18 protein-coding genes are annotated in these 20,343 nt (G+C 42.2%); 7 read left to right on the top strand and 11 right to left on the bottom strand.

Annotated features, from left to right (window positions below):
• Positions 1-627 carry an HPP family protein gene (locus U0035_RS12195; RefSeq protein ID WP_114790062.1) on the bottom strand — a complete coding sequence of 209 codons (627 nt, stop codon included), beginning with the start codon at positions 625-627 and terminating at the stop codon, positions 1-3.
• A gap of 209 nt (positions 628-836) precedes the next feature.
• On the opposite strand from U0035_RS12195, the gene U0035_RS12190 reads away from it, so the two are divergent.
• Positions 837-2,003: an FAD-dependent monooxygenase gene (locus U0035_RS12190; protein ID WP_327138689.1), complete on the top strand. Its 1,167-nt coding sequence runs from the start codon at positions 837-839 to the stop codon at positions 2,001-2,003.
• On the opposite strand, the gene U0035_RS12185 is transcribed toward U0035_RS12190, so the two are convergent.
• Positions 2,000-3,145 (bottom strand): amidohydrolase family protein, encoded by a 1,146-nt coding sequence (locus U0035_RS12185; RefSeq protein WP_114790061.1) that lies wholly within the window; start codon positions 3,143-3,145, stop codon positions 2,000-2,002. The two genes, U0035_RS12190 and U0035_RS12185, sit on opposite strands and share 4 nt — an antisense overlap.
• 97 nt (positions 3,146-3,242) lie before the next feature.
• On the opposite strand from U0035_RS12185, the gene prfA reads away from it, so the two are divergent.
• Positions 3,243-4,310, top strand: a complete 1,068-nt coding sequence (gene prfA, locus U0035_RS12180; protein ID WP_114790060.1) for a peptide chain release factor 1 — start codon at positions 3,243-3,245, stop codon at positions 4,308-4,310.
• Between the two features lie 70 nt (positions 4,311-4,380).
• On the opposite strand, the gene U0035_RS12175 is transcribed toward prfA, so the two are convergent.
• The 3 genes from U0035_RS12175 to U0035_RS12165 form a co-directional block, all read right to left on the bottom strand.
• Entirely contained in the window at positions 4,381-7,200 is a 2,820-nt protein-coding gene (locus U0035_RS12175; protein WP_114790059.1) for a carboxypeptidase regulatory-like domain-containing protein, read from the bottom strand.
• Positions 7,201-7,203: 3 nt separating this feature from the next.
• Positions 7,204-8,436: a 6-bladed beta-propeller gene (locus U0035_RS12170; RefSeq protein ID WP_162817792.1), complete on the bottom strand. Its 1,233-nt coding sequence runs from the start codon at positions 8,434-8,436 to the stop codon at positions 7,204-7,206.
• A gap of 243 nt (positions 8,437-8,679) precedes the next feature.
• Positions 8,680-9,666, bottom strand: coding sequence for a lipid A deacylase LpxR family protein (locus U0035_RS12165; protein WP_114790057.1), 987 nt, complete (start codon positions 9,664-9,666; stop codon positions 8,680-8,682).
• Positions 9,667-9,781: 115 nt separating this feature from the next.
• Here U0035_RS12165 and U0035_RS12160 point away from each other — a divergent pair, with 115 nt between their 5' ends.
• On the top strand, positions 9,782-10,738 hold the full coding sequence (locus U0035_RS12160; RefSeq protein ID WP_114790056.1) for an energy transducer TonB: 957 nt from the start codon (positions 9,782-9,784) through the stop codon (positions 10,736-10,738).
• Positions 10,739-10,743: 5 nt separating this feature from the next.
• Positions 10,744-12,072 carry a hypothetical protein gene (locus U0035_RS12155; protein ID WP_114790055.1) on the top strand — a complete coding sequence of 443 codons (1,329 nt, stop codon included), beginning with the start codon at positions 10,744-10,746 and terminating at the stop codon, positions 12,070-12,072.
• A gap of 1 nt (position 12,073) precedes the next feature.
• Here U0035_RS12155 and recR read toward each other — a convergent pair whose 3' ends face one another.
• A complete protein-coding gene (recR, locus tag U0035_RS12150; protein WP_114790054.1) occupies positions 12,074-12,691 on the bottom strand; it encodes a recombination mediator RecR in 618 nt (205 codons plus the stop codon).
• A gap of 90 nt (positions 12,692-12,781) precedes the next feature.
• On the opposite strand from recR, the gene U0035_RS12145 reads away from it, so the two are divergent.
• Positions 12,782-14,212: an Ig-like domain-containing domain gene (locus U0035_RS12145; RefSeq protein ID WP_114790475.1), complete on the top strand. Its 1,431-nt coding sequence runs from the start codon at positions 12,782-12,784 to the stop codon at positions 14,210-14,212.
• Between the two features lie 98 nt (positions 14,213-14,310).
• Here U0035_RS12145 and U0035_RS12140 read toward each other — a convergent pair whose 3' ends face one another.
• Positions 14,311-14,961, bottom strand: coding sequence for a tetratricopeptide repeat protein (locus U0035_RS12140; RefSeq protein WP_114790053.1), 651 nt, complete (start codon positions 14,959-14,961; stop codon positions 14,311-14,313).
• Between the two features lie 234 nt (positions 14,962-15,195).
• Here U0035_RS12140 and U0035_RS12135 point away from each other — a divergent pair, with 234 nt between their 5' ends.
• Positions 15,196-16,212 carry a COX15/CtaA family protein gene (locus U0035_RS12135; protein ID WP_114790052.1) on the top strand — a complete coding sequence of 339 codons (1,017 nt, stop codon included), beginning with the start codon at positions 15,196-15,198 and terminating at the stop codon, positions 16,210-16,212.
• Positions 16,213-16,415: 203 nt separating this feature from the next.
• On the opposite strand, the gene U0035_RS12130 is transcribed toward U0035_RS12135, so the two are convergent.
• Positions 16,416-16,940: an isoamylase early set domain-containing protein gene (locus tag U0035_RS12130; protein WP_114790051.1), complete on the bottom strand. Its 525-nt coding sequence runs from the start codon at positions 16,938-16,940 to the stop codon at positions 16,416-16,418.
• Positions 16,941-17,185: 245 nt separating this feature from the next.
• On the opposite strand from U0035_RS12130, the gene U0035_RS12125 reads away from it, so the two are divergent.
• A complete protein-coding gene (locus tag U0035_RS12125; protein WP_114790050.1) occupies positions 17,186-17,929 on the top strand; it encodes a ThuA domain-containing protein in 744 nt (247 codons plus the stop codon).
• 53 nt (positions 17,930-17,982) lie between these two features.
• On the opposite strand, the gene U0035_RS12120 is transcribed toward U0035_RS12125, so the two are convergent.
• The 3 genes from U0035_RS12120 to U0035_RS12110 are packed head-to-tail and all read right to left on the bottom strand — an operon-like array spanning position 17,983 to position 20,320.
• Positions 17,983-18,297 carry an HPF/RaiA family ribosome-associated protein gene (locus U0035_RS12120; RefSeq protein WP_114790049.1) on the bottom strand — a complete coding sequence of 105 codons (315 nt, stop codon included), beginning with the start codon at positions 18,295-18,297 and terminating at the stop codon, positions 17,983-17,985.
• A gap of 44 nt (positions 18,298-18,341) precedes the next feature.
• Positions 18,342-18,935 carry a YceI family protein gene (locus U0035_RS12115; RefSeq protein ID WP_114790048.1) on the bottom strand — a complete coding sequence of 198 codons (594 nt, stop codon included), beginning with the start codon at positions 18,933-18,935 and terminating at the stop codon, positions 18,342-18,344.
• Positions 18,936-18,994: 59 nt separating this feature from the next.
• A complete protein-coding gene (locus tag U0035_RS12110) occupies positions 18,995-20,320 on the bottom strand; it encodes a hypothetical protein (RefSeq protein WP_114790047.1) in 1,326 nt (441 codons plus the stop codon).
• Positions 20,321-20,343: the final 23 nt, after the last annotated feature.

Below are 20,343 nucleotides of genomic sequence, written 5' to 3'. Positions count from 1 at the left end.
TTATCTTTTTCTGCGTTTTGGGTTTATTTTGGATATAACATGCCGGGTTGGTTGAGTTACCCATTTAAAGGTACGGGAGAAGCGGCCGTCTGTAGGATACTTCCTGTTGGGGGTAAGGTTATTAAAAATGAGTGCGACTAATAACAATATCAGCCCGCCTGTTAAGACCGGCGATAATACGTACCAGTAACCTAGCGCCTTTACTTTTTCCGACCCGATCACTGCAATCAAGGCAGTAGCGCCGCCGGGAGGGTGCAGGGTTTTGCTTATTTGCATGGCTATGATCGAAAAAGCCACGGCCAGCGGAGCTGTCAGCCAAATAACCGGTGGACATAATTTGGCAATAGTTACGCCCACCAAAGCAGATATAACATGGCCACCAATCAGGTTCCTGGGCTGCGCCAATGGACTTTGAATACTGCCATAAATTAAAACCGACGAGGCGCCAAAAGAGCCGATCAGGAACAGGTTATCGCTTTCCGAAAGTTGGGTTTGCAGCAGGGCAATGAGGCCAATTCCGAAAAAAGCCCCTAAAAAAGACCAGAAATGTTCTCTCCGGTCAATTAATGTTTCCTTATACGCCACGTAACGGGCAATTCTATATCCTCTTTTAATTTTTGCTTTCACGCTGTATATTCATTCTTCGATGATTCGTGTTCTATCAGCCGCTCATCTTCTACGTTTCGTTCAGATCATCTTACGGAACCGTTCATCGGTTTAATTATTCATTTTCAGGGTGGCAAAGTTCCTGTTTCAAAACAGTTTGACCAAATATTGGCCATTAATGAAATGAAATGCTTTAATTCAGGAAGTTGTAGCTGCTCCAATGAATATCTTTGCTGCGTCTGGTTGGTTATATGAATAAAATATCCATTATTGGAGCGGGCATTGGGGGATTAACAACCGCTTTGTTTTTGAAAAGCAAAGGAATAGCACACCAGGTGTTTGAGGCTGCACCCGGTATAGAACCGGTAGGCGCCGGTATCGGGTTAGGCAATAATGCCATGCAGATTTTTCACTTATTAGGCATTGGCAAGGAAATAGAAGCGGCTGGTCATAAAGTGAATTATATGCGCATTACCGACGAAAAGTTCCGCAACCTGTCTCTCATTAACCTGCGTTATTTTGAACAGAAATACGGGGTATACAACATAGCTATTCATCGGGCTGGTTTACAACATATTCTCGCCCACAACCTGGGTGAAACAAATATATTGCTGGGCAAAAGGTTGGCAGCGATACAGGAAAAGGACGGGTATCAGCTCCGTTTTACTGATGGCAGTTGTTTTGAAGCCGAAGGTTTAATTGGCGCCGATGGCATTAAGTCGGTAGTACGTCAGCAGTTGTTTGGGAAAACGGTAGTCAGGCCGGCCGGTCAGGTTTGCTGGCGGGGCCTGTGTGCGTCCAAACTGGATGACCGCTATGCGCACCAGGCCATAGAAGCCTGGGGTAAAGGTCGCCGGTTCGGATTTGTATATTTAAATGCCAGCACCTTGTACTGGTATGCGGTGGCAGACGAAAAAATAGCAGCCGAACATCTACATCAGCTCACTACGCTTTATCAGGACTTTCATCCTGATATACAGGAGATGATTAAGATGACCCCGGAAAAGACGATTATTTTTGGTCCGCTGGCCGATCTGAAACCTTTTAAGGGCTGGTGCTCAGGCAAAGCCTGTTTAATAGGAGATGCGGCCCATGCTACCACCCCCAATATGGGCCAGGGCGCCTGCCAGGCTATTGAAGATGCTTACACATTAGGCAGTTTGCTGGGCGAACAGGATATGGCTTCCGCATTCAGGGGATATGAACGGCTAAGAATCAAAAAGGCACATCAGGTAGTGAAACGCAGCCGTGCAATAGGCCAGGTATCTCACTGGAAAAATACAGCGGGCATTGCCATCCGGAACCGGATTATGAAAAAGATCCCTGCTACCATGAATATAAGGCAACTGGAATCTGTTTTTGATATAAGTTATGTAGCTACCGGCAACCATACCTAACAGAGCCTGCGCGCCTCATTGTTGGTTATTTGCACAACTCCCGGCCGTTTGCCTTTTTCAAAACTACCATATTGATCTTCTATCTTTAAGGCTTTGGCGCCATTGCTCGTGGCCCATTGCAGCATGAGTTCTAATGGGATGTCTGAGTGAGCTTTACGCAGGGTTTGGATTTCTTCCCAGATACTTAACTGGTAGTTAGATGCGAGGCTATCGGTTCCGAGTACCACAGTGGCTTTATTTTTTACAAACATAGCTACGTCTGGCAACGTACTGCTGATATACTGATTGGCGTTGGGACATAAACACCAGAATACTTCGTTACCGGTTTGGCGGATAAAAGCAAGATCTGCTTCGGTTGTATAAACATTATGCACCAGCAACACCTGTTGCTGTGACCGAAACTGATGAAAATAGGTCTGCAGGCTGGTTTTTCCTGATGCGGTAAAGCTGTCTGTATTGAATCCCATAGCCCTGAACATATCTGCAAATCCACCGGTTTTTTGCTGAAACCATAATGTTTCTTCTTCGGTTTCCTGGTTGTGGATAGATAATAATCCATTATTATCGTGAGCAATCAGTTTTTGCCATAAAGGTTCCGACACCGAGTAGGGCGCATGCGGTGTAATAGAAACCTGTTGAGGACCGAACTGTGCTGCAAATTGATGATAAACCTGTTGATAGGCATTAAAATTTGATTCAGCTACCTGGGGATTAAAGCCCATAGCCTCAATAAAATTATGGTAGTAAATAGTCTTTTTTTGCTTTTGCGCCAGTGTGTGCAGCGTATTGCTGATATCGCCCACTGCTACTATACCATTTTGTAACATGTTGGCTTCGCCTGTTTCAATAGCGGCAAGAATATTTGCTTCCGAAAAGTTCCGTTTTTGTACCACCTGTCTTACAAAGGCCGGCAAACCTGTATGTTCTTCAATATGGCCTTTCAGGTGGCTTAATTCCAGGTGACAATGACAATTGATGAATCCCGGTGTCAAAATGCCTGCAATTGCTTCAGTGTCCCCTCCGGCGGCATCGGGTTCAATGATATTTTCCACCTTCCCATCTTCCGACAGCACTAAAACCTGGCGCTCCCGGAAACGGTAGCCATCAAATAATAAATCTGCTTGTAACTTCTTAAAAGGCATCTTGTAAAATGATTTAACTTTGCACCCCCGAAGGAACTCATCCGGACGGGATTGGCTGGTATGGGCAGGTAGCCCGTGTAAAAGTAAGAGAATTTATATGTTAGATAAACTGGAAGCGATAAAGGCAAAATACGATCAACTGGGTGTGGCATTGACTAACCCCGAAATTGTGAGCGACAATAAAAGATTTGCCGCCACCAGTAAGGAGTACCGGGGGCTGGAAAAAATTGTAGATGCTTATAAAGATTATCTAAGATTGCTGGATGATATAGATTTTAATAAGGAGGCGTTGAACGGGGATGATGAGGAGTTGCGTGAGTTAGCGAAGCTGGAAACTGCTGACCTCCAGGAGCGTAAGGAAGCATTGGAAGCGCATATCCGCCAGCTGCTGATTCCAAAAGATCCGCAGGACGGCAAGGATGTTATCATGGAGATCAGGGCCGGAACGGGTGGTGATGAGGCCAGCATTTTTGCAGGCGATCTGTTAAGGATGTATATAAAATATTGTGAGAAAAGAGGCTTTAAAACAGCGGTATTAAGCGAAAGCGAAGGAACTGTTGGAGGCTATAAAGAGGTGCAGCTGGAAGTACGTGGTGATGATGTATACGGAACCTTAAAATTTGAAAGTGGGGTGCACCGCGTTCAACGTGTGCCTGATACCGAAACCCAGGGCAGGGTGCATACCTCTGCTGCTACGGTGGCGGTAATGCCCGAAGCAGAGGAAATTGACTTTGATTTACGCGAAGCAGACGTGAAAATGGAAACCTCCAGAAGTGGTGGTGCCGGTGGACAGAACGTAAACAAGGTAGAAACCAAGGTGATGTTAACCCACATACCGACGGGAACTGTAGTTATCTGTCAAACAGAACGTACCCAGCTGGGTAACAGGGAAAAAGCGATGCAAATGATGCGCACCAAATTATATGAAGAGGAAGTACGCAAACAGGAAGAAGAAATATCCCGACATAGAAAGAGCCTTGTAAGTTCGGGTGACCGTAGCGCCAAGATCAGGACTTATAACTATCCACAGGGGCGCGTTACGGATCACCGGATCAATTTTACTTCTTATAACCTGGATGCCGTGGTAAACGGCGAAATACAGGAATTTATTGATAACCTGCAGTTTGCCGAAAACTCTGAAAAGCTGGCTAAACAGGATAACTAAGCAGCGGTCAGTGAGTGATGAGTAATGAATGATGGCTATTCAATGTTAGATATCAGACACTGATCACTGATTACCACTCTTCTTTAACTTCTCTTCTTTTTACCTCTGTTTTACCAAACTTTCTGGGGTAATAAGCAAACGTGAGCATGAAATATTGTTGTAAGCCATTGGTGATACGGGTTGTTGTACCAAACCGGTCAGCAGTATTGCTCACATTTTGAAACTGCTTTAAGATATCCATCGCAGAAAACTTCAGTTCTCCCTGTTGGTTTTTTAATACGCGGCAGCTGGCAAAAGCATTCCATAACACAATTGGTTTTTCCAGGCCCGTGTTTTTAGTATGGTCCAGTGTTGAGCTGATCGTGTAGTTTTTGGGGAGGTTTACGGTAAGCCCGATCCTGGAGATATCTGACCGGTTTCTAAACGATGTTAACCCAGCACCCGATTGAGTTGTTCTGTTATAGCCTATCATTTTCCCGAGATTAAAGATGATCATTGATCGCAGAGAGAACTGGAGATTAATGTTATTATTAAAACCTGATGTATTGGTTTCCGAAAAAATGTTGTCGATATAGTTAGGATTACGGTTGCTGTTATATGAACCATTATACATCAGCTGCAGATTGCTTTTTTTGATACGCCTGGAGATGTTGAAATTGTAACTGATATTATATGATTCACTTTGCTGTGCATTGATATAATAGTACGTACGTTTGCCCGATGACTCATTGATTAAACTGTCTGTTACCGGATTTATTGATTTCACGTAGTTGCCGTTCAGTCCACCGTTAAACGAGTATAAAGATTTTGGATTCTGGCTGTTGAAGTTACTGTAAAAGTTATAAGAGTGATTCACCTTGTTTTTAAGATTAGGGTTCCCGATCCGTACATTAAATACATCAACATCGTCAGTAATGGTATATAACTGGTCTACCTGGGCATACTCAAAGTCCTTATTATAGCCGGCACTCAGGTAATAGTAAAAATGCTCTCTGCGATTATAATTATAAGACAATCCGCCGCCATACCTGAAGAATGCAAAGGAGCGGGATAGATTTCGTATAGCAAACGAAGAACTGTTATTGTCCTGTTTAAAATCTTCCTGAAGCGTAAAATTCACATTAAAGTTGTGGTAGTAGGTATCGGCCCATTTAAAAGCCGATTTGCTTAACCGTAATGAAGGAGTATACTCTATTTTTTCGCTGATATTATTATTGGTAAGCCGGTTATTAGTTACATAGTTTCCTGTAATGCTATCATAGTCAAATACACGATCATTTCTTTTTGACTTATTATAACCGAAACGTTGATCCAGGCCCAGGTCGATACCGAAAAAATTAAATCTTCCAAACAACAGCCTTTTAAGGCCATTATATCCTACATTACCACCAATGCTAAGGTTGGAAGAATTGTTGCTGTATCTGCGATTGTAGGAAGTATCATCATCTCTGTTTATAAGGGATTGAAAAATGCTTTTTACATATCGCTCCGATTCATTATTGTTGTTGTTTACATTCAGGTTGACATTAAACTGAGCGAGTGGGTTATCATTACTATACTTCGAATAATTAAGCGACAAAGATTGACCATTGGATCTGCGATCTTCCCTGCTATCTACATTATTTCTGCTGATCATACTATTGGTTGTATCTCTGATATCGGTGTTTCTGATTGTGTTATTGCTGTTATCAGAGTTATTGGCAGAAGCATTTATGGTAAAGTTGTCCGAGTAACTATTCGTTTTAATATAATTGATACCCACATTGTGGTTGTTATTAATACCATTTGTAATAACGCGATCTTCTATAAGCTGCGGGTTATCAACAGTCGTCCGGTTCTGTAAGGACAGGTTGGTTAAATACCGGTTATTACCTGATTTGGTATAGTTTACGGTAATCCGGTCATTTTGCCGGCTATTGGAAGTTTCAATAAAATTATGCGTGAAGGCACCACCTATCGAATGATACCGGTTAATCCCTTCCGTATTGAAGTTGCCCACATTTCTCAGGTTAGGGTTATAGTTTCTATAAGTATTGTTCTGAAACATTTCTTTAAGGTTCTCAATATTCTTATTGATATTATTGTAACCGCCACCAATGCCAAAAGAAGTTTTCTTATTGTACATCTGGAAGGACAAGTCACTTTCAAACCGGTCAGTAGTACCATAGCCAATTGCCGCTTTACCAAAATACCCGGTTTGCTTATTTTCTTTCAGCTTTATATTCATGGTTAGCAGTGAGTCCTTTTGTCGCCGTTCTTCAGGCTTTAAGGTTCTGTCCACCTCCTGGTATACCTGTATTTTATCAATAGCATCTTTGGGCAGGTTTTGGGTGGCGATCCTCGCATCGTCTGATCCCATGAAAGGCTTACCATCTACAAGCACGCTGGGTATTTTTTTACCATTAAGAGTGATGCTGCCGTCTGACCAGACTGTAATACCCGGTACTGCCGTTAAAAGATCTTCGACCACAGCATTGGGTCCCATTTTAAAGGCTGCAGGGTTGATTTCCAGCGTATCCCCGTTCATGCGAATGGGAACCTGGGCTGTAACCGTAACATTCAGCGAATCGTCAAAAGCAGGTGTTAACAGAGCGGTCATATTATGTTCTGCTGAATCCAGCTGGAGGTTTTTATAAAAGCTTTTGAATCCTGCATAGGTAATATTTAAGATAAGATCTGTTTTAACCGGCAGCTTTGTAAGTTGAAAAGATCCATACTCATCTGAAAGCTGGTAATTTACCAGCGAAGAATCTTTTTTCAAAATAGTTACGGTTGCTGATTCCAGTGCAACCCCGGTTAAGGAGTCTTTAACAGTACCTTTAATGACACCTGTTTGTGAAAAGCTTTTCATAGATACAAAAAGCAGGAAAAATAATAAGAACTTTTTCATGAGTTAGTTTTTGATCGTGTATTCTACAATGAGAGGAGTGGGATTTTTAGGGTCTTTAAAGCAGTCTTGTAATTCTTTAGGAAACGGTGCCGATTTATCCTTTAACTCATACACTTTCTTTAATTGTTCTGCAGTAACAATGCGATAAAATCTGGAGCCAACCCGCTCTCCACTGAAGTCGCCGATAAGGGGTAAATTATAGGTAGTGCTATCGGCTTTTATTTTACTGGTGTTATAAGAAGTGCTGGTCTTTTTATCATAGAGGTAAACTCCATAGTTACTAAAAAATCCGATCGTTACGATAGTATAACGGTTAGCTTCATACATACTATATATCTGGTTCAGCATCCAGCCATTGTTCCGTTCAAAATTATCCCGCTCTGTTGTATTTTTAAAACGTGTTTCAAAGAACGATTTGGGTAGCCCGTTTTCCATAGGTAGTACTACCTGGTACATAGGTGTAACGATATCATTGGACAGGGCATATACTGTATCGGTAAAAGGCCTCGTAATATAAAAAGTATCAGGTTTCCCGCTCTCGAATGTTATAGCTGCCGACCCCCTGGAGTGAAGATATCGGGGCTCATTTTGTTTATTGTAAGGAAAGTAAGCTTTCACCAGTTTCTCATTCTGGTAGATTTTTACTTCATAATCGAGAGTGTCTTTGTAGTCTTTGCTTACATGTATCTGGTAGGTACAGTAATAATCGCCTGTCAGGTTATAAGCATCGAGAATGTCAAAGTTCGATACTTCTGTTCTTTGTATGGTAAGGCTGCTATCTTTCAGATCTATAACATACTTTTTAAAATATTTTTTATTCTTTTTATTGGCAAAATCAGCCTTAACCTTTATCATGTCTCTTTGTGTAAGAACATAATTTTTGTTACGCATAAAAAAGGATATCTGTTGTTTGTTTTTGTCATATTTAGGATAACCGTCTCCCCCGAGGTTTTTGTAGGAAATACGATGAACGAATTTGCCTTGTTTAGAATAAAAGTTAAGAACCTTGTCCGTATAATTGCCGAGGATGAAGTAATCTTCTGAAACATACAGGTTATTATAGGTTCCCAATGAAGCCGATTGGCTCTTTTCCAGGGGATAGAATCGGAGAGAATCAATAAAAACCGACTGATTGGCTCCACCTGCAGCCTTAGGACTTAGATAAATTTTTTTAGGTTGGCAATAGGCTGCTACGCAGGCTAGCTGAAAAATAAGCAGCAATACTTTTTTATTCAAAATATTTTTAGTTTTTGGAGTTTGAAGATAAGCAGTGTCAGTGTTAACTATTTCTAAAGGTTTGTAATGAATACGTTATAATTTGTAAAAAGCATGTTTGATCTTGAATTAGCATAGGTGCAATGTAAAAAAAGTTATAGTGGGACAAGCAGCTCAGTTTGATTAGTGTACTAATTATGTGGTACACTGTAAAAATAGCATTTGTTTTTAATTCTACAAATATTTTCCAGGGAAGCTGATGAGCTACCACATAAGGCTTGCCTGTAAACTGCCGTATAAATGGGACGATCGTTGCGTGAGGGATTGTTTACTCTCGTACACTGCGGCAATGCCGAAAGATACTTTATTGGTTGCATAGGTCAGGCCTAGTTTAGACTGTAGAAAAACAGGATTTAACTTTCCGGGTATCAGGTTCGGTTCATCGTTCAATAAGCTGCCCTGTATGGTAGCATCGTATCCTTTCAGGTAAATCATAGGGAACAAGTAGGCAAAAAATTCTCTTTCGGCTTTGGTTTGGCCTTTATGATTGTTCCAGAATGCTGAAGCGCTGTTTTTATTATACTTCCCGAACAACAAGGCTCCACCCACTCCGGCGTTAGTGAAAATACTTCCTGCTGTGGCAGAGAGCAGCGGTTTAAAATCCCATTTAGATGACTTTTCACCCTGGCCCAATTGTGGCGACCACGCCAGCTCTGCATTTACACCAAACGAGTTGGGGAGCTGGCGCTCCCAGTAGGTAGGTTTATAGATCTGCATAATGCGATGCGCCAGTTTTTGCATATCTTCTCCAAGCGAAGCAGGACCGATAACACCTGCAGTGACGCCCCATTTTAATAATCTTTCTTTGTCATTATAGAGCGACTGATGATAACTGCCATAGAGGGAACCTGCAATAGGCCGGTCGAGGCGGTCGGCCCTGACTTCGCCGGAAAACCTGGAAGTATAAATGTTCTGACCGGCAGATATACTATTAATGCGCTCGTTATGTTTTTTATTTGAAGTGGTTGAGCGCCATTGATAAGCCAGTTTGATACCGTTGGTATAATAACCATCATTGTTCACCGACAGATAGCTGTCGTTTTCTGTGATTATGGTAAACTGATGCCTGGTTTGGGCAGATGCGGCAGTAAAAAGCAAAAGGAAAAAAGCAGAAAGAAAATTCGGAAGCTGATACCGCATGCTTAAAGAACCATTATTGTTAAAAATGGGTTTAGCAAAAATAGGGGGCAAAACATTTAGCCGGTATAAGAAATGGTGTTAATTTTTTGCCGGAAGGCAGCTTTTGTAATTGTGAGGCAGTAAATCGTTTACTTTGTATCTGAATTACACAATCCAATTCTAACACATGAAATATATTTTACCACTGCTCACCTTATTAATGAGTCAATCATTAACTGCTCAGCAATTAGAAAAGTTTTATGATATAAATTGGAAAGAGTGTGAACCTGTACAGTCCCGCTATTATAGTTCTATGGTGAAAACAGATTCTGGCTGGAGCAGGACGGACTATTATGTACAGGAAAAAAAGCTATACAGAAAGGGACTGTATGCCGATACCGGAAGTAAATCAGAAAACGGGTACTTTGCCTATTACCATTCAAACGGGAGACTCCAGAAAACCGGTCGGTTTATTCACCATAAAAAAGACGGGCTTTGGATGGGGTATCATAAAAATGGTCGCCTGGCAGATTCTGCTGTTTTTAAAAATGATTTAATTTATGGTACAAAGCTCGCCTGGAACGATGCCGGGGTTTTGATTGATTCTACCGTATTAGATAAGAAAGGAGCGGGTACTGCAGTATTCTGGTATCCGGATAGAAAGTTGTCGGCTATGGGAGCCTATAGTGAAGGAAAAAAAGAAAATGGTACCTGGATCTACTACCATGCCAATGGCAACAAAAGTTCTGCGGAGCGCTATAAAAACGGAAAATTTATTAACAGGAAGTATTTTGACGAAAACGGGTTAGCGCTTACCGATACAACGAACGCACAGCAGGGTGCTTCTTTTCCCGGTGGTGCAGAAGCATGGAAAAAATATCTGGTGCAAAACTTAAAGTTGCCCGAAGGATATAAAATAGAGCATTCGGACAGGGCAACGGTCGTAATAGAATTTATAGTGGATACCGGAGGTAATATACAAGAGGCAAACATCAGTGTGCCTTTTCATCCTGCGTTTGATCAAATTGCTTTAAGCATTATCAGTAACAGCCCCAAATGGAATCCGGCAACGGATAAGCACAATCGAAAAGTAAAAGCATATCGCAGGCAACCTGTTACATTTGCTCAAATCCATAAACGTTGACTTGTATGAAAACACCTAAGCTCGTTTTACTATTACTCGTTTGCTTTTTTTCTTCAATAACCAAAGCCCAGGAAAACTTGTTTGAGGAATTAAGCTACAAGCAAGCGCTTAAAAAATCAGCAGCATTCAAGAAGCCTGTTCTTTTGTTTTACGAGATGGATGATAATGAGAAATGGAATGAAGTAATACCTAAAGCACTTTCAAAACCTGATATAGCCCGGTTGATTAACGATTACTTTATCAGCATAAAGGTTTCGCTGGAGAGTAAAGACCGCATAATTGTTCAGGATCTTGTAAACCAAAAGGTTCCTTTTAGTCTTTATTTTTTAGATGAAGAGGGTAGTTTGCTTCCGTTTTTGAAGTCGGCGATGCCGGTTTCAATGGATTCTGTAATAAAGTATGCACTTAAAACCTATCAGAACCGGGCATTAGTGCAACAAATTGAAAAAACTTATTTTGATAAGGGTAATAAAAATATTGAGGATCTGAAAAAGTTAATACAGGCAAAAACCGATCTCGGTCTGGATACCAAATTATTACTTACGGAGTTCATTAACCTTCTTCCCCGGGACTCTTTTAATACCGGATCTGTCCGTTTCCTGATGAGACAAAGTCCCGCATTTGGAAGTAATGCGTACCAGAGGGCGGTGAATAGCGCGAATTTTTCAGAAGCATGGTGGCCTATGGCCTTGCAGGAACGGATTGAAATCAACCAGCGAATCATCAAAAAATCTACTAATATTGCGATTACTAACCGGGACATGAATTATGTTAAAAGCGTTGTTCAATTCGCAAGATTTACCTGCAACACTGAAAAAGATAAATTATACGCGGAACGAACTGTTTTAATGAACTACTATATGCATACGGGAGATACGATCCGGTATATGGAAATAGCTGCTATGTTTAATGATGATTACGCCGCGGCATCCAGGCAGGCTGGTATTATTACTGCCACTGATAGTACCGATGCAGCAGACCCGGAGATACCTGAAAGACTTCGGCAGTTGAATACTCCCACGGCTGTGAGAGTAGCTGGAAGAAGCCCCCAGGCGATTTATCTAAACAGTGCAGCCAACTACTTTTACAGGATAGACCGGGAAAAGCGGTATCTGCAAAAGGCTGTTAACTGGGCGGCCCTAAGTGTGGCTTTATACCCCGACTACATGAACCGGCATACCTATGCCTTATTACTTTATAGGTCTGGAAACAAGGAGCAGGCAATCGAAATGGAGCGCCTCGCAATAAAAAACGCGAAGGACAAGCAGCTGAGTATTGCTTCCAAATGGGAGCCGCTGCTACAAAAAATGAAGGATGGAGCAGAAATTAACTAAGTTACCGGTTCATATACTTTTCAACGGGTAGCCGGTTTTGCAGGCTGCGGCCTAAGGTGAGCTCATCTGCATATTCCAGCTCTCCCCCAAAAGCAATTCCCCTGGCAATAGTGGTAATGCGCACATTTTTACCACTTAACTTTTTCTGTACATAATAAATAGTAGTGTCTCCCTGGATATTAGGGCTCAGGGCAAATATCAGCTCCTCGGTTTGTTCCTGATCGATGCGTTCTACCAGGGCATCAATATTCAGCTGATCGGGGCCAACACCATCAAGGGGCGAGATAACGCCTCCTAACACATGGTAGGTACCATTAAACTGCTGGGTGCTTTCTATAGCAATTACATCACGTATATTTTCAACCACGCAAATAAGCTGCTTCTGGCGATAGCTATTGCTGCAAATAGTGCACAGTTCTCCGTCGGCTACATTACAGCATCTTTTACAAAAGCGAATTTCGCTCCGCATGCGGGCGATGGTTTCACTAAACTGGGTTACCTGGCTTTCCTCCTGCTTTAACAAATGTAATACCAGGCGAAGGGCCGTTTTTTTACCAATACCGGGGAGGCGTGAAAATTCATTAACAGCGGATTCTAACAGCGCAGACGAAAATTGCATCCTGCAAAGATAAAATGAGCTTGCTAATGGAAAATTAAAAATTGAAAATTGGGAATCAGGTTGTCTAAAAACGCTTTATGTTTGCTTTATATGCGCGCTACAAATTTATTGGCTATTGTTTTAGTAGTGGTTTCGGCCTTTGCTTTTTTAATAACAGAAACGGGTTGTGCCAGCGTGGTGCCGCCATCGGGAGGGCCCAGGGACTCTTTACCCCCGGTGATTGTTGGGGTTAGCCCTGAAAATAAAACGCTCAACTTCAATCAGAAAGAGATCAGGATTGCTTTTGACGAGTACGTGGAGTTAAATGATATTTTTAAAAACCTGATCGTTTCTCCCTTACCTAAAATAATGCCGGAGGTTACCCGCAAGCTGAGAACCGTAACGGTTAAAATCAAAGATACTTTGCAGCCCAATACTACTTATGTATACAACTTTGCGAATGCGATTAAGGACCTGAACGAGGGAAATAAGGGCAAAGACCTGTTGTACGTAGTGTCAACCGGAAATTATATAGATTCCATGGAGCTAAGTGGCAGGGTTAAAATGGCCAGAACAGGGAAGGCGGACTCTACATTATCGGTAATGTTGTACAGCAATCTGGATGACAGCGCAGTGGTAAAAGAACGGCCCAGGTATGTAACAACGGTAGACAGCACCGGTATTTTCTTTTTTCGCTTTCTGGCTCCTGGTAAATACCGGTTATTTGCTATGAAAGATGAAAGCGGGTCCTATTTATACAGTGGAGAACAGGTTTTTGCATTTGCCGATTCTATCGTAACCATTGCGCCTGAGCCTCCCACCCCTGTTATCATGTGGGCTTACCAGGCAGAAAAGCCTAAAGAAGAGACAGAACCCGAAGAAAATGAAATAGACCGGAAAGAGAAAAGGCTAAAGTATAAAAACAGCCTGGATGCCGGTAAGCAGGATCTGCTTTCTGCTTTTACAATGACCTTTGAAAACCCGTTGAAAACTTTCGATACCACTAAAATGCTGCTGGGTATGGATAGTACTTTAACACGGGCCAAGGGATATAAATTCACCCTGGACAGTACCGCGCGTGTTGTTACTATGAATATGGCCTGGACACCGGACACTACTTATTACCTGGTTTTGGAGAAAGACTTCGCATCAGACAGTATTGACCGGCAGATCGTCAGGAAGGATACCGTAAAGTTCAGGACAAAGTCGTTAGACGATTATGGCCAGGTAAAGATCAATTTTGTGGATGTTGACTTATCCCGTAACCCGGTTTTATTGATCAACCAGGGCGATGTTACTATTAATTCCTTTCCCATACCGGCTAACAGAATTATCGAACTGAAGCTGTATAACCCCGGCGATTACGACATGAAAGTATTGTACGATACGAATAAAAATGTTAAATGGGACGCCGGCCAGTTTTTTGGAGAGCGAAAGCAGCCGGAATTGATTGTAGATGTAGAGCGAAAGCTCAATGTAAAACCCAACCAGTGGGAAACCGACTTTGAATTGAAAGTAGGGCGCGACGGTATTTTCCGGTAGTTAAAATGAATGGAGAGCTGCAAGGCCAGATAAAGAAAGAGGCCGCTCGAATTTATATTGAGCGGCCTCTTTTAATCAATAATGTATTTGCGCATCAACTAGCCCGGCATCCGGGTAATATACTTGCCAATTTCTTTTAATTGATCTACTATTTGAGGCGTAGTCGGGTTGCAGGCTTTTGCTTTGCGGTAAAAGTCCTTTGCAGCGCGAAACTCACGCTTATTCATCATAATACTACACATTTGGAGGTAGGCCGCTGCTTCATTTTCCTTATCAGGCAAGCCTTTCCGTATAGCCTGGCGAATATAGCTTTCGCCCTGCTTGATATTACCTTTTTGCATAGCCAGCATACCCATTTGCAACATGCTTGCGCCTTCAGCTTCTTTCATGGGCATACCTAAGTCCAATCCCTTTTTCATCATCGTTTCAGCGCCGTCAAAATCCTGCTTGCTCATGGCAATATTACCTTTCAGGGTATAATAAACAGAACGGATCGGCTTATATAAAAGGTTGGGAAACTTAATTGAATTCAACACTTTTTCAGCGCCATCCATATCACCGCTCTCCATATACTCCTGTATCAATCTTAACGGACCAAAAAAGAAATGGCTGAAGATCAAAATAGCCGCGATCAGGTACAGGGGAAACGCCGGCCAGAAACCCGCTGCATAATTGGTGAATATGCCTGCCAGTAAAACAATAATAGAGATCGGCAGCCTGTATCTGATTAAAAAAGTATATGCTTTCATTTTCTGTTTTTATTTATTTCTGTTCACTTGCCATTTTATACGCGCAGGCGGCGCTTAAATTCAGGGCGCAAAGATAAAGGGTTATGGCGAATGGAATATTTTTCAATTCGGGGGTAATGCCTGCGCAGGAAAGACCGGTTAACTATTTTGGAGCCAGGCCCAACAAGAACAGATGTTAGTTGTTAACTTATTACAGTACAAATAGCACTTGTTTTTATAATTTTGCGACCAATTATGGATTTGAAAAAGCACAGACCCGTAGCTATATGGCTTTTCATAGGAGCGGGCATGATCGTTATACAGGTATTACTGGGTGGAATAACAAGATTGACCGGCAGCGGCTTATCGATAACCGAGTGGAAACCCATACTTGGCGCATTACCGCCAATGAATGAGCATGACTGGAATCTGGCTTTTGAAAAGTATAAGCAGATCGCTCAATACAAATACATCCACAATTATTTTTCGCTCCACGATTTTAAAATGATTTATTTCTGGGAATGGTTGCACCGTAACTGGGCCCGGTTCATGGGGGTGGTATTTATTATTCCTTTTGTGTACTTTATATACAAAAAGAAAATAGATCGCAGCATGCTGTGGCCGATGGTTATTTTATTTGTGCTGGGCGCATTACAGGGGGCCATTGGCTGGATCATGGTGGCCAGTGGCGTAGGAACAGACCTGGTTTATGTAAGTCATATCAGGCTGGCCGCTCATTTTATAGCAGCCCTGGTTTTATTGGTATATGTTATTTGGTTTGCGATGAAATTATCGGTGCCGGAATTTAAAAAGACACATATTCCATCCATCCGCAATTTTACCTGGCTGTTGTTAGCACTATTAACAGTACAGCTGATATATGGCGCCTTTATGGCGGGTACGCACGCAGCAAAATCATCCATCACCTGGCCCAGCATTAATGGACAATTTATTCCTGAAATGGGCGAAGGAGGCTTACTGCACAACCTGCTAGCAATACAGTTTGTACATCGCGGTTTAGCTTATATTCTTACATTATTAATAATTATATACACCCTGATGCTCTACAGGCAGTCTAAGGGGACCGTTGTATATAAGCTGCGTAATATGCCTCTGTTGATTACCCTGGTTCAGGTAACATTAGGCATACTAACGTTAATCAATTACCTCACTCCGGATAAGTTAGCGCTGGCCATCTCCCACCAATTGGTGGGCATACTTTTGCTGATAAGCCTCCAGGTAGTTTATTTCTACAGTGCTAAAAATCGATAAATAAAGAGGAAGTAAAAAGTAAACGACAAATAATCTGGCTTACTTTTTACTTCAATAAAATGACATTATTATTTTCCTCTGATCGCTTTCGCTGTAATGCTGCTGATTCATCCATTTTGCAGCTACAGCCAGCTTAGCACGCTTCGGCCATGAGGATCACAGAGTTGAAATGAGCGCCAACGGCTTCTAAAATTACTTTATCGTTATTTCAATTTTTTCCTTTTTGTTGCAGGTGCCACTGTTTTAGCTTCTTTTTGTGGTTTTGCCGACTCTTCCTTGGGCGCTGCTGCTTCAGCTTTCACTTTTTTAGTAACAGTAGCCTCTTTTTCTTTTTTTACTTTAGGTGCCGCTGCCTTCGCTTCTTTTTTAGGTTTAGCGGTTGCTTCCTTAGGAGTTACTGCCGCTTTTACTTTTTTAGCAATGGTAGCCACTTTTTCTACTATTGTTTCTGCAGGAACTATAATCAGGGAGTTCTCTACACCAAACGCTGCATCATGTACATATTGTTGTGCCGCCCAGTCATTTACCCATGTGCCGTCACTCAATAAAAAACGGTATTGATAGCTTTTGCCCGCCTCCAGCTCAACAGAGGCCGCTAAAGTTCCGTCGGGTTGTACACTAAGGCTAATGCCTTTATCAAAGTTCCAATCATTAAAGTCTCCAAGTAAAACGGCTCCGGTTGCATTACCCAGTGCCTCTGCGGGAAGTGTAAAAGTGATCTTTTTCATCCGTATGTTTTTAATTTTTACATTTTTAAAGGATGTAACGCCTTTTTTTAATTCTCATGCGCCAAATATTCTGGTGGGGCGTTTCATCTTTATATTTAATAATATAGGTGCGTTTTGCGCTGCAAATATAGCTAAAGTCTTGCTAGTATTCGGTTTCGTGAGATTTATGGTTTAAAAAATGTGGATAGTAATAATAATTTACATTACTTTAGTCGATATATATATCTATTTAAACAATATGTATCATGGCTAAAAAACTTACCGCATTCACCCTTCTTATTTTTGTATTTGCTGCCTTTTCCTTTTGCACATCGGCTAAACCCAGGGTCTTGGTAATGACCAAAACCGCCGGGTTTTATCATGCTTCTATTCCAAAGGGTGTTGAAGCCATTCAAAAGCTGGGAGCTGAAAACGGCTTTGATGTAGACGTAACAAAAGACTCCAGCCTATTCACAGATCAAAACCTGAAAAAATATGCTGCGATCATTTTCCTGAGCACTACCGGTACCTTGTTTAATGACGATCAGAAAGCAGCCGTACAAAAATATATACGTGGTGGTGGTGGTTTTGTTGGTATTCATGCCGCTGCAGATACAGAGTATGGCTGGCCCTGGTATAACAAGCTGGTAGGCGCCTGGTTTGCCAGTCACCCCAAACAACAGGTTGCCCAACTGGTAGTAAAAGATAGAAAACACCTTTCGACCCAACATTTACCCGGCATATGGGAACGTAAAGACGAGTGGTACAATTTTAAAAATATCAACCCGGACGTAAAAACACTGATCACTATCGACGAGAAAAGTTATGAAGGAGGAAAGAATGGTGATTTTCACCCCATGGCCTGGTGTCACAACTTTGAAGGCGGACGTGCTTTTTATACCGGTTTAGGGCACACCGACGAATCTTTTAGTGAGCCGTTGTTTTTGAAACATGTGCTGGGTGGTATACAATATGCAATGGGGATAAAACCCAAGGCTACAAAAAAATAACAGGCCACAAAAAAGGCAGCTCTTGCGAACCGCCTTTACCGGAGCGTGAACTATCAATGATTGTGCATTTTTCCTGTTATTGTATTTAAAGATGCCTTAAGTTTGAGAATGGCGCCGGTTACTGCATTGTCGTAAGTGTCGCCATGACTGGTAACAGCAACCGGGTGTTTGCTTTTCAGCTTCGCTTCGATAGTGCACTTTTTATCTTCCTTTGTTTTTCGTTGTGCGTTTTCATCGGCAAGATGCAATTCTACCCTGGTCAGCAGTTCAGCGAAGCGGTCCAGCTCCCTCGAAATCACACTGCTTAATTTAGAGGCATACCCCTCGTGTATACTCAGGCTTCTGTCTGCATGCAATTGAATGATCATGATCGTAATTTTTTTTCGTTAGATAATAATGAGCCGTGTTAGGGTTATTTTATTTTTCGGTACTGCAGTTTGAGCAACATATCAATAGCTACTTCATCATGTACCTGTACCGCTCCCAGGGCTTTTTTCGGCGCTGCAAGGGCATATCTTTTAAGTGATATTTTATGACTGCCTTTACACTGTAATGCTGTAGCATCCTGCTTTGTGAGATCCAGGCTGATTGTTTCCTGGCGTGTACAGCCTGCTATTGTTAAGTTAACCAATACGCACACTATTGTTGCCTGTGCTTTCGGTTTCCACACACTTACGGGTTCAATCACCAGGTTAGGGTAGGTGTCAGCCCGAAGCATTTTTCTGAAATCTTTAGTGATGTAGGCATTGGAACTTTTAAAGTCCCCAACTTTTAAATTGACCCCGGATCCGGATTTCATATTCATCTTACTATCTTCTCTTTCTACCTGTACTTTATTCGTCTTTCCCAGGTCTCCTGTATAAACCAGTTCAAATTTATTGATATTGGAAGAACCCTTCAGGGTGAAGGAACTGCCCTCCACTAAGGTGGTTTGATAGGTTTGAGCAGGCAGAACGGGCATCAGCCAATAAAAGAAACCGAACCATATATATTTTGCCAGTAACATGATGTCGTGTTTTGTGAAGAGAGCGGAGCTACAACAGGTAGCTCCCCCCTCCTGCTTTGTTAGAAACCAACTACCGCCTGCATTACAAAACCCTTAAACCTTCCATCTGCCATCCGGTTTGCAGCCGGGAAATCGTTATATTTTTGATCTACATATTCCCCTTTCATTAAGATGTTATTGGTGAGGAACCATCCGCCTCCAATTGCCATTCTGTTAATGCTTTGTTTATCCTTATTGCTGGCTAATAATTGTCCCCTTACTGTATTGTAGCGACCTCCGATGAATACTTTTTCTTTGGCCCCGATCCTGTAAATGATATCTGCGGCGAACTGGTTTACACTGCGTTTATCGAAGTTGGCCACTTTCTCATTAATGCTGCGGCCTTTGGCATTTTCGTAGGTGCCAAACAGCTCAAGACCTTTGGCTTTTATAAAACCATTTAATTGAAAGGCCAGGATCTGGTTCGTAAGCGCGGGGTCGAAACGTCCGGAAGTGAAGTTGTCTTTAGATGTAGCGGTAGCGCCTTCCATTACAAAGAAGTAGTTGCTACCCGTGCGGTCGCCTGCATATAAAGTGCTGCGGCCGGAGCTGTTGTTATAGTATACAGATGCTGCTCCTCTCACTCTCAGGTCTCCCAGTTTCTTATCTATTGCGCCTTTGGCATAGAAAGAGGGGTTACGGTGGTAACCTGTGGTATCGGTACCTGCGGCCAATATCGGAGACTGCTGGGTGCCATTAATAAGGCCGTTAGATATACCAACCATTCCCAGGACGCCATCTTTTTGAAGATAGAATTCTCCGCCGATTTCTGTAGCAAAGGCATCCATGATGTAGTTCTCCATAAACGGGTTGTGAATGGTATTACCACCGTCTGAGCGGCGGAAGTGCTGGTCGCCATAGTTTATTTCCATGTGCCCCACTTTAATGGTTGCGTACTGCATCAGTTTGTCCCAGCCTGCGCCTTTAAAGGGAAGCTTGTCAAATTGAATGTAACCGCCTTTTACCCATGTTTCGTTATGGTGTCTTGCCGCCAGGTAACTGGTAAGATTTAATTTAATACCGTCATACAACTGCACATCCATAGTAAGGTTGGCCTGCGCTATCCCAAATCCGGGTGCTAATCTCGGATAAAGTGCAACGGCACCGGAGTTGCTATGCGTAAGGCTCTGGAATTGTTGGGAAAAACCCGCTCCAAATCTTACTTTCAGGCCATCGTAAGGAATAATTTCTTCCTTACCTGTTTCAAACATATTTAAACCTGTTTTGTCTCCGGGCCTGGTAAACTGTACGTCCGGGTGCAGTTTGGATATGATAGATTTATCGTCTTGTGCATGTACCAGGGTAACGCATCCGATCAGGGCTATCGCTAATGATAAGCGTTTCATAAACTTTTTTTTAATGATGAAGA

Origin of the sequence: Niabella yanshanensis (genome assembly GCF_034424215.1) — a bacterium.
In the GTDB taxonomy this organism is placed as follows: Bacteria; Bacteroidota; Bacteroidia; order Chitinophagales; family Chitinophagaceae; genus Niabella; species Niabella yanshanensis.
The sequence above is the reverse complement of the archived record's forward strand: the minus strand, read 5'-3'. Positions and strand labels throughout refer to the sequence as shown.